Here is an 11,707-nt window from a genome sequence, read left to right as displayed (position 1 = left end):
ATCGCCCGGGAGGATCGACAGGCTGTTCAGCGCTGCCTGTGGCCGCTGTTCCAGTGCTTCCACCAGACTGGCCAGGGCGGCCTGCATATAACCGCCAACCCGCTCGGCACCGATCTGCCCCGCCGCCTGGGTGGTGAGCATAAAGTCATCGCCCAGGTCATCGACGTTCAGGCACAACGGATAGTTGGTGCGCTCTTCCATACCCAGGGTCTGGATGCCCTGCCAGGCCGATAGCGCTTCGGACGAGGCCACGCCGCTGGCGCTGTGTCGGTAGTTCAGCAGCGTGCTGAACAGCGGCAACGAACTCGGCACGCCACTGCAACGTTGGGCCAGGGACAACGAGGCATGCTCGTGACCGAGCAGGATCGACAGCCGCCCGTGGGTGGCTTTGACCCCGGCCAGTGCGCCCTGGCCACCGACGCTGAGACGCAGCGGCAAGGTATTGATAAACATGCCCAGGGCCCGGTCGGTGCCCTCGCCGCCTTGCATGCGGCCCATCAGCACGGTGCCGAAGACCACTTCCTCACGGCCCGAGACCCGGCCCACTACCTGGGCCCAGGCCAGGTGCACCAGGCTCGCGGCGCTGACACCCAGTTGCCGCGCGCTGCTGCGCAGGCGCTGGCTCAAACCGCTGTCAAGCACCTGGCGGATTTCGTCGACACCACTGCCGTCGCCTTGTACATCCTGGATGCCATAAGGCAGCGTCGGCTCGTCGATATCGCCGAGCATCTCGCGAAAAAACCCTTCATGTTCCTGTTGGCTGACGCCCAGGCGGGCCTGGGCCACATGGTTGCGGTACGGCACCGGCGCCGGCAATTGCCCGCCCAGGCCTTGCAGGCTGGCCTGCATTTCCTGCACCACCACTTCCAGCGCGGTATGGTCCAGGGCCATGTGATGGAACAACAACATCCCGACCCAACGCTGGTTGGCCATGTCCGGTGCGTAGGCGATGCGCATCAGCGGCGCCTGGCCAATGTCCAGACGGTAATGGCGCGGGTCGAAACGCTCGTGCAGTTGCTCCAGAACGTCACCCGCCGCCGGATCGACCGCCACCTCTTCCACACCCAGTTGCGCTGTGCGCCAGACCACCTGCACCGGCTGGTCCAATCCCTCCCAGACCACACTGGTACGCAGGATGTCATGGCGATCGACCACGCTCTGCAAGGCCTCGGCGAAACCACCCAGGCGCTCGCGATTGTCGAAGGCGAACAGCACCTGCAAGACATAGGGGTCACCCTCATGGGCTGCCAGGTGGTGATAAAGAATCCCTTCCTGCAACGGCGCCAGGGCGTAGATATCCTGCACATTGGCCACACCGCCCGGAACGCTGGCGACAATCCGATCGATGGCCGCCTGATCCAGATCGGCCAGGGGCAGCATGTCCGGGGTAATACGCTCACAGCCCGGAGCGATCAGGTTGTCTGGTATCCGCACCTCCTGATGCCCGCCCACCGCCGCAGCCAGGGCCGCCAGGGTCGGCTGGCTGAACAGCACCCGCACATCGGCGGCCAGGCCGACCTGGCGCATACGCTCGATCAGTTTCACCGCCAGCAGCGAATGCCCGCCCAACTCAAAGAAGTGGTCATGGCGACCGACCTGCTCCAGTTGCAGCAAGGATTGCCAGATCTGCGCGATGGCGATTTCCACCGGGCCTTCAGGAGCCGCGTAGTCACGTCGTACCAGGGCCTGCGCATCCGGTGCCGGCAGGGCCTTGCGATTCAGTTTGCCGTTGGTGGTCAGCGGGAAGGCTTCCAGGGCCACGAAGGCACTTGGCACCATGTAGTCGGCCAGGGACAGCAACAATTGCGCCCGCAGTTCGGCGACAGCCACCTCCTGGCCCGGCGCGGCGATCACATATGCCACCAGGCGTTTATCTCCTGGTTCGTCTTCGCGGGCCAGCACCACCGCCTCGCGGACGCCTTCACAAGCAGCCAGCGCCGCTTCGATCTCGCCCAGCTCGATACGGAAACCGCGGATCTTCACCTGGTCGTCGTTGCGGCCCAGGTAATCGAGGCTGCCATCGGCCATCCAGCGACCCAGGTCGCCGGTCTTGTACAAGCGCGCCTGGGGATCCTTGCTGAACGGGTTCGCCAGGAAACGCTCGGCAGTCAGTTCGGCACGGTTCAGATAACCCCGGGCCACCCCGGCACCGCCGACATACAGCTCGCCGACCACGCCTACCGGCACCGGCTCGCGACGGCTGTCGAGCACATACAATTGCAAATCGGGAATCCGTACGCCGATAGGGCTGACGCCCGCCCGCTGCGCATCCGCCGCCACCAATGGGCAGTAGGTCACATGCACCGTGGTTTCGGTAATGCCGTACATATTCACCAACTGGGTGCCGGCGTTGGCCACCCGGGCGTACCACGGCTTGAGCATCCCGGTCTCCAGGGCTTCGCCACCGAAAATCACCTGGCGCAGGGAATGGCGCAGATCGCTCTCGCCCTGGGCGTTGAGCAACTGGCGGAAGGCGCTCGGGGTCTGGTTGAGCACCGTTACCCCGGCGTTGCACAGCAGTGCGTAGCAATCCTCGGGCGAACGGCTGACCAGTTGCGGCACCACCAGCAGACGCCCGCCGTGCAGCAACGCACCCCAGATTTCCCAGACCGAGAAGTCGAAGGCGAACGAGTGGAACAAGGCCCAGACGTCCTGCTCATTGAACTCGAACCAGCTCTGGGTCGCCGAGAACAGCCGCGCTACATTGCGGTGCTCGACCATCACGCCCTTGGGCAGACCGGTCGAACCCGAGGTGTAGATCACATAGGCCAGATGATGCGGGCTGAGCCCGCTGACCCGTGGATTGCTGCTCGACTGGGCCTGCAGCGCCGGGCTGCGCAGATCGACCCGTGGGCCGTCGAAGGTACCCAGCAGCGCCAGGCCGGCGGCATCGGCCAATACCGCCACGGGAGCACTGTCCTGCAACTGGTAGGCGATACGCTCGGCCGGATAGGCCGGGTCGATCGGCACGTAGCCGGCACCCGCCTTGAGGATACCCAACAGCCCGACAATCATCTCCAGGCCGCGTTCGACACAGATCGCCACCCGGTCATCCGGACGCACGCCCAGGGTCAGCAAATGATGGGCGACCTGGTTGGCGCGGGCGTTCAGCTCAGCGTAGGTCAGCGTGCGCCCTTCATACTGCAGGGCCACGGCTTCCGGTTGCGCCACCACCCAGGCTTCGAAGGTGCGGTGGATCAAGGCGTCATCGGCGTACAGCGCATGAGGGGTGTTCCAGCTTTCCAGCAATTGCTGGCGCTCGCCCGGCGGCAGGATATTGATCGCGCCCAGGGCCGTGTCCGGCGCCTGCTCCAGGGCCTGCACCAGGTTTTTCAGGGCGCAGTGCATATAGCCGCAGACCCGCTCGGCACCAATCTGCCCTTCGGCCATGACGGTCAGGTTGAAACCTTCACCCAGATCGTCCACCGACAAGGTCAGCGGGTAGTTGGTGCGTTCTTCGCCGTCCAGCGCCTGGATACCTTCCCAGGCGGCCAACGCCTGGTCGGTCACGTTGGTATCGCCGATCTGCCGATAGTTGAGCAAGGAACTGAACAGCGGCGTCGAAGCGGCCACGCCGCTGCAGCGTTGCGCCAGTACCAGCGACGCGTGTTCATGGGCCAGCAGCCCGCTGAGTCGGGCATGGGTGGCCTTCAGACCACTGCGCACGCCCTGCTCTCCCAGCGCCACCCGCAGCGGCAAGGTATTGATGAACATGCCCAGGGCCCGATCGGCCCCGGCGCCGCCTTGCAGGCGACCGAGCAAGACGGTGCCAAAGACCACATCGTCCTTGTCCGACACCACGCCCAGTACACGACCCCAGGCCAGATGACAGAGGCTCGCGGCACTGACCCCGAGCTGACGGGCCTGCAAGCGCAGGCGAAGGCTCAGGTCGTCGTCCACACGTTGCCGCACTTCCTCGATCGCATGCCCGTCCCCCTGCACATCCTGCAGGCCGAACGGCAGCGTCGGTTCCTCGATATCGCCGAGCATGTCGCGGAAGAACGCTTCATGTTCTTCGCGGCTGACACCCAGCCAGGCCTGGGCCACGTAGTTGCGATACGGCACGGACGGCGGCAGCTCGGCCTGGCGGTCGAGCATATGCGTCTCGATTTCGCCGCAGAGAATGCGCAGCGAGGTGGCGTCGTCCACCAGGTGATGGAACAGCAGCATGCCGACCCAGCGCTTATTCGCCGGGTCCTGGGCATAACCGATGCGCATCATCGGCGCCTGGCGAATATCCAGGCGGGTATGGCGTGGATCGAGGCGTTCACGCAGTTGTTCGACCACTTCACCGTTCGCCGGGTCCAGCTCAAGCTGTTCAAGACCCAGGGTCGCTTCGCGCCAGACCACTTGCACCGGCGCATCGAGGCTTTCCCAGAATACCGAGGTACGCAGGATATCGTGTCGCGCCACCACGCCTTGCAGGGCCTGGGCGAAACTGTGCAGGCGTTCGAGACTGTCAAAGGCAAACATCGCATATTGCAGGTACGGGTCACCTTGGGCCGCGGCCAGGTGGTGATACAGAATCCCCTCCTGCAACGGCGCCAGGGCGTAGATATCCTGCACATTGGCCAGGCCGCCAGGCACGCCGGCGACCACGCGGTCGATATCTTCCTGGCTCAGGGACACCAGCGGCAGCATGTCCGGGGTGATGTGTTCACAACCTTCGGGGATGAGGTTGGCCGGGACTTCGACCTCGTGCTTGCCACCCACCGCGGCCGCCAGGGCGGACAGGGTCGGCTGGCCGAACAGCACACGGACATCGGCACTGAGGTTGACCTGGCGCATGCGCTCGATCAGTTTCACCGCCAGCAGCGAGTGGCCGCCCAGTTCGAAGAAGTGGTCATGGCGACCGACCTGATCCAGTTGCAACAGCTCCTGCCAGATCCGCGCAATGGCGATCTCGGTGTCACCTTCAGGGGCCTCGTAGCCACGGCTGGCCACCGCCGAGCGATCCGGGGCCGGCAGGGCCTTGCGGTCGAGTTTGCCGTTGGCGGTCAGCGGGAAGCTTTCCAGGCTGACAAAGGCGCTTGGCAGCATGTATTCGGCCAGGGACTGGCGCAGTTGCTCACGCAGTTGCGCGGCGTCCAGCTCAACCCCCGCAGCGCCGATGACATAAGCCACCAGGCGTTTGTCGCCGGGTTCGTCTTCGCGCACCAGCACCAGCGCATCCCGCACGCCCTCGCAGGCACCAAGCTGCGCTTCGATCTCGCCCAGTTCGATGCGGAAACCGCGAATCTTCACCTGCTCGTCGTTACGACCGAGGTATTCCAGGCTGCCGTCGGCCAGCCAGCGACCCAGGTCACCGGTGCGGTACATGCGCGCATTCGCCTCGCGGCTGAACGGGTTGTCGAGGAAACGCTCGGCACTCAGTTCGGCACGGTTCAGGTAGCCCCGGGCAACCCCGGCGCCACCGACATACAGCTCGCCGACCACGCCCACCGGTACTGGCTCGCGACGGTCATCGAGGACATACAGCTGCAAGTCGGGAATGCGCTTGCCGATCGGGCTGGCACCCAGGCGCTGGGCATCTTCGGCCTGCAATGGATAGTAGGTCACATGCACCGTGGTTTCGGTGATGCCGTACATATTCACCAGTTGCGTAGCGGCGTTCAGCTCCCGCGCGTACCAGGGCTTGAGCAGCGCCGTATCCAGCGCTTCACCGCCGAAAATCACCTGGCGCAACGTGTGTGGCCGGCCGTTTTCACCCTGGGCCGCAATCAATTGACGGAATGCGCTCGGGGTCTGGTTGAGCACCGTGACCCCGGCACTGCACAGCAGGTTGTAGCAGTCTTCAGGGGAACGGCTGACCAATTGCGGCACGATCAGCAAACGACCGCCATGCAGCAGCGCGCCCCAGATTTCCCAGACCGAGAAGTCGAAGGCGAACGAGTGAAACAGCGCCCAGACATCCTGCTCGCCAAAGCCAAACCATTCTTCAGTGGCCGAAAACAACCGCGCGACGTTGCGATGCTCGACCATCACGCCCTTGGGCAGACCGGTAGAGCCGGAGGTGTAGATCACATAGGCCAGATGCGCGGCCGTCAGCCCCGGCACCTGCGGATTGCGTACGGATTCGTCGCGCAGATCCGTATCGTCAAGATTGATGATGGGCACCTGCACCGCCGGCAAGGCTTCCTGCACCGAGTGTTGGCTGAGCAAGGCCACCGGAGCACTGTCGCCAAGGGTGTAGGCCAGGCGTTCACGGGGATAAGCCGGGTCCAGCGGCACATAACCGGCGCCGGACTTGAGGATCCCGAGCAGGCCGATGATCATTGCCGGGCCACGTTCGACGCAGATCGCCACCCGATCATCCGGACGCACACCCAGGGCCAGCAGGCGATGAGCAACCTGGTTGGCACGGGCGTTGAGTTCACCGTAGCTCAGGCTTTCATCCTGGTACACCAGCGCCACGGCCTCCGGCCGCTCTTCGGCGCGGGCTTCGAATTGCTGGTGGATCAAGTCATCGGCGGCATAGTCCCGGCCAGACTGGTTCCAGTCTTCGAGCAACTGTCCGCGCTCGGCCGGCGGCAATATCGACAGCGCGTGCAACGGCGTCTGTGGCGCCTGTTCCAGGGCCTGGACCAAACCGTCCAAGGCCGTCTGCAAGTAACCGCAAACACGTTGCGCGCCAATGGTCGCGGCCACCAGCGTGGTGAAGTGGAAGCCGTCGCCCAGATCGTCGACGTTGACGGTCAACGGATAGTTGGTCCGTTCTTCGCCCGCGAGAGCCTGCATGCCTTGCCAGGCACTCTGGCCTTGTTCGGTCACCAGCGTGCTGCTGTGGCGATAGTTGAGCAACGCGCTGAACAGCGGCGCCGGCGCAACCACGCCGCTGCAACGCTGAGCCAGGGCCAGGGAGGCGTGTTCATGGCCGAGCAAGGCGGTCAGCCGCGCATGGGTCGCCTTGACCCCATCACGGACTTCCCGCTCGCCCAGGTCAACCCGCAGCGGCAAGGTATTGATAAACATCCCCAGGGCCCGCTCGGCGCCCTCGCCGGCCTGCATCCGACCGAACAGCACGGTACCGAACACCACCTGCTCGCGCCCGCTGACCTGCCCCAGGACCTGGGCAAACGCCAGGTGCACCAGGCTCGCGGCGCTGACCCCGAACTGACGGGCCTGGACCCGCAGACGCTGGCTCAAACCGGCGTCCAGGGCCAGGTGGGCCTGTTCGATGGCATGCCCGTCGCCCTGCACATCCTGCAGGCCGAACGGTAGTGTCGGCTCGTCGATAGCGCCGAGCATTTCCTTGAAGAACGCTTCGTGGGCCTGCTCGCTGACCCCCAGGCGGGCCTGGGCGACATAGTTGCGATAGGGCACGGCGACGCCCAGTTGATCGGTCTGGCCCAACAGCCAGGCCTGCATTTCCTGCTTCACCTGGTCCAGCGCGGTGTGGTCGAGGACCATATGGTGGAACAGCAAGGTCGCCAGCCAGCGCTGGTTGGCCGTGTCCAGGGCGAAGACCAGGCGCAGCATCGGCGCCAGGCGGACATCCAGGCGTACCTGGCGCGGATCGAAAAGCGCCTGCAACTGCTCGGCGATACCGCCGACACGCGGATCCAGATGGACTTCCTCGACGCTCAGCTCGGCGTGGCGCCAGACTACCTGCAATGGCTCGTCGAGGCTTTCCCAGTGCATGGAGGTGCGCAGGATGTCATGCCGATCGATAACCGCTTGCAGCGCCTGGGCAAAATCGTTCAGGCGGGCGCGGCTGTCAAAGGCGAACTGCGATTGCAGCACATAGGGGTCGCCCTGTTCGGCGCTCAGGTGGTGGTAGAGAATCCCTTCCTGCAACGGTGCCAGCGGATAGATATCCTGCACGTTCGCCGCGCCACCGGGCACCGTGGCCACGACGCGGTCGATGGCCTCCTGGTCCAGGCTGATCAGCGGCAGCATGTCCGGGGTGATGCGCTGGCAGTCCGCGGCAATCGCGTTGGCCGCAACCGCCAGGTCGCTGACCGCGCCCACCGACGCCGCCAGCGAGGCCAGGGTCGGTTGGCCGAACAGCACGCGGACATCCGCCGCCAGGCCGAGCTGGCGCATGCGCCCGATCAGGTTGACCGCCAGCAGCGAGTGACCGCCGAGTTCGAAGAAATGGTCATGCCGGCCGACGCGTTCGACCTTGAGTACGTCGGCCCAGAGCCGCGCCAGGGTGATTTCAATATCGCCCTGGGGCGCTTCGTAGCCACGGCTGACCAACGCCGCCAGGTCCGGCGCCGGCAGCGCGCGCCGGTCGATCTTGCCGTTGGCGGTCAGCGGAAAACTGTCCAGGGCGACATAGGCCGACGGCACCATGTAGTCCGGCAGTTGCGTTTGCAGGTAGGCGCGCAGGGTGTCGATTTCCAGCGTGGCCTCGGCCGAGCTGTAATAAGCCACCAGGCGCTTGTCGCCGGGGTGGTCCTCGCGGGCCAGGACCACCGCCTCCAGGATCTCGGGATGGCTGGCCAGGCGGGTTTCGATTTCCCCCAGTTCGATACGCAGGCCACGGATCTTCACCTGGTCGTCGTTACGCCCCAGGTAGTCGAGATTGCCGTCGGCCAGCCAGCGCGCCAGGTCGCCGGTCTTGTACATGCGCGCCGCGGGATCGCTGCTGAACGGGTCCTTGAGGAAGCGTTCGGCGGTCAGTGCCGCGCGGTTCAGGTAACCACGAGCCACGCCCGCGCCACCGATATAGAGTTCACCGGGCACGCCCAGCGGTACCGGACGCAGTTGCTCGTCGAGCAGATAGACCCGGGTATTGGCTACTGGCTTGCCGATATGCAGCGTCGCGGCGTGTTCGTCGATCAGCCCGGAGGTGGCCACCACCGTGGTTTCGGTCGGGCCATAGTTGTTGATCAGGGCGAAACCCTGGCCCCGGGGGAACTGCCGCAGGCGGTCGCCGCCGATCAACAAGGTGCGCAAGGTCGGGTGCCGCAACGACTGGTTGAAGGCATATTCGGCAATCGGCGTCGGCAGGAAGCTGACGTCCAGCGGCTGGGCCAGCCACCAGGCCAGCAGGCCGTCGACGTCTTCACTGCCGGCCGTGGCCGGCGGCAGGTGCAAGGTGGCGCCGACACACAGCGCCGGCCAGACTTCCCAGGCCATCGCGTCGAAGCCGAAGCCGGCGACACTGGAGGTCTGGCTGCCCGCTTGCAGGGCGAACGCCTGGCAGTGCCAGCTCACCAGATTGGACAATTGGCGGTGCTCGACCATCACGCCCTTCGGCTCGCCGGTGGAGCCCGAGGTGTAGATCACATAAGCCAGGCTGGACGGCGTCAGCGCGGTGATATCCAGGTTGCCGTGCGGTTGCGCGTCGACACCCGTGGCGCGGCGGGCCTCGGCGTCGAGCAACTGCACCGGCACGTCCAGCGCCGGCAGGCGTTCGAGCAGGTCGGCCTGGGTCAGCAGCACCCGTGGGGAGCTGTCGCGCAGCAGATAGGCCAGGCGTTCCAGCGGATGGGATGGATCGATCGGCACATAACCGGCGCCGGACTTGAGGATCGCCACCAGGCCGACCAGCATGTCGAGGCTGCGCCGGGCGCTGATCGCGACACGATCATCGGGTTGTACGCCAAGGCCGTGCAGATGACGGGCCAGTTGGTTGGCCTGACGATTCAGCTCGGCATAGCTCAGGCCCTGGCCTTCGTGGACCACCGCGAGCGCGTCCGGGGTCGCGAGGACCTGGGCCTCGAACCGGCGGGCGATGGTCAGGTCGGCGGGATAAGGCGTGGCGCTGTGGTTGAAGTCTTCCAGCAGCAACTCGCGCTCGCCGGCCGGGAGTACCGACAGCGCGGACAGCGGTGTCAGCGGCGCCTGCTCCAAGGCATCGGCCAGATTGACCAGGGCCGTGTGCATGTAGTCGCAGATCCGTTGCGCGCCGATCGCCTGCGGCGCCAGGACACTGAGGGCGAAGTCTTCACCCAGGTCATCCACCGACAGGGTCAGCGGGTAGTTGCTGCGCTCCTCGCTGCCGAGGATCTCGATGCCTTGCCAGGCCTGCACGGCCTGTTCGGAAACGCTATCCGCGGCACTGTGGCGGTAGTTGAGCAGGCCGCTGAACAGCGGCGTTGGCGCGGCCACGCCACTGCAACGCTGGGCCAGGGCCAGGGAGGCATACTCATGGCCGAGCAGCGCGGTCAGCCGCGCGTGGGTCGCCTTGACCCCGGCGCGCACGCCCTGCTCGCCCACGGCGACCCGCAGCGGCAAGGTGTTGATAAACATCCCCAGCGCTCGCTCGGCGCCTTCGCCGCCTTGCATCCGGCCCATCAATACGGTGCCGAAGACCACGTCCGACTTGGCCGACAGTACCCCCATCACCCGCGCCCAGGCCAGGTGATGCAAGCTGGCGGCGCTCACCCCCAACTGCCGGGCACGGTTCCTCAAGCGCTGGCTCAAGCTCGATGCCAGGACCTGCGAAGCTTCCTCGATCTGCTGGCCTTCGCCCTGCACCTCGCGCAGGCCGAACGGCAGCGTGGGTTCGTCGACATCCCCGAGCATGTCACGGAAGAACACCTCGTGTTCCTCGCGGCTCAGGCCCAGGCGCGCCTGGGCCACATAGTTGCGGTACGGCACCGGGCTGCCGAGCTGCGCGGCCTGCCCCTGCAGGTACGCCTGGAGCTCATGGCGGACCACCTCCAGGGTCGTATGGTCGAGGGCCATATGATGGAAGCGCAACATCGCCACCCAGCGCTGCCCGGCTCCATCCCGGGCAAACACCAGTTGCATCAGCGGCGCGCGGGTGACGTCCAGGCGCGAGTGACGGCTGTCGAAACGTTCCTTGAGCTGGCCGGCGATATCACCGGCAGCCGAGTCCAGTTCCACTGCCTCGCAGTGCAGCCGAGCCTGGCGCCAGACCACCTGGACCGGCTCGTCCAGGCCTTCCCAGAGTACGGCGGTGCGCAGGCTGTCGTGGCGATCGATCACCTGTTGCAGCGCCTGGGCAAAATCGTCCAGGCGTTGACGCTCCTGCACCGTGAACATCATGTGCAGGACATAGGGGTCGCCGGCCATGGCTGACAGGTGGTGGTAGAGAATGCCTTCCTGCAACGGCGCCAGCGGATAGATATCCTGCACGTTCGCCACGCCGCCCGGCACGCTGGCGACAATACGGTCGATGGCGGCCTGGTCGAGATGGACCAGCGGCAGCAGATCCGGGGTAATACGTTCGCAACCTTCGCCAATCAGGTTGGCCGGCACGCGGATTTCACGGCCCCCACCCACGGCGGCGGCGAGCGCGGCCAGGGTCGGCTGGCCGAACAGCACCTGGACATCGGCACTCAGGCCGATCTGGCGCATGCGCCCGATCAGGCTGACTGCCAGCAACGAATGCCCGCCCAGCTCGAAGAAGTGATCGTGACGCCCCACCTGTTCGACCTTGAGCAAATCGCTCCAGATCTGCGCCAGGGCGATTTCGGTTTCGCCCTCGGGCGCTTCATAACCACGGCGGATCAGCGCATCGCTGTCCGGGGCCGGCAGGGCCTTGCGGTCGAGTTTGCCGTTCGGGGTCAGCGGCATGGACTCAAGCAGCACGTAGGCCGCCGGGACCATGTACTCCGGCAACTGTTCCTGCAGGTGCAGGCGCAGGCTGTCGATATCGACTGAAGTCTGCCCAGCCGCCAGGGTGTAATAGGCCACCAGGCGCTTGTCGCCCGGTATGTCTTCACGGGCCGCGACCACGGCTTCGTGGACGGCCGGGTGCTTGGCCAGGCGGGCGTCGATCTCGCCC

Annotated in this window: 1 protein-coding gene; it reads right to left on the bottom strand. The window is 65.7% G+C overall.

Annotated features, from left to right (window positions below):
- Positions 1 to 11,707 (bottom strand): non-ribosomal peptide synthetase (locus M5B96_RS31900; protein WP_248801094.1); only part of this gene is annotated, 11,707 nt, incomplete at both ends.

Origin of the sequence: Pseudomonas sp. MWU13-2105 (genome assembly GCF_023242315.1) — a bacterium.
Classification (GTDB): Bacteria; Pseudomonadota; Gammaproteobacteria; order Pseudomonadales; family Pseudomonadaceae; genus Aquipseudomonas.
The sequence above is the reverse complement of the archived record's forward strand: the minus strand, read 5'-3'. Positions and strand labels throughout refer to the sequence as shown.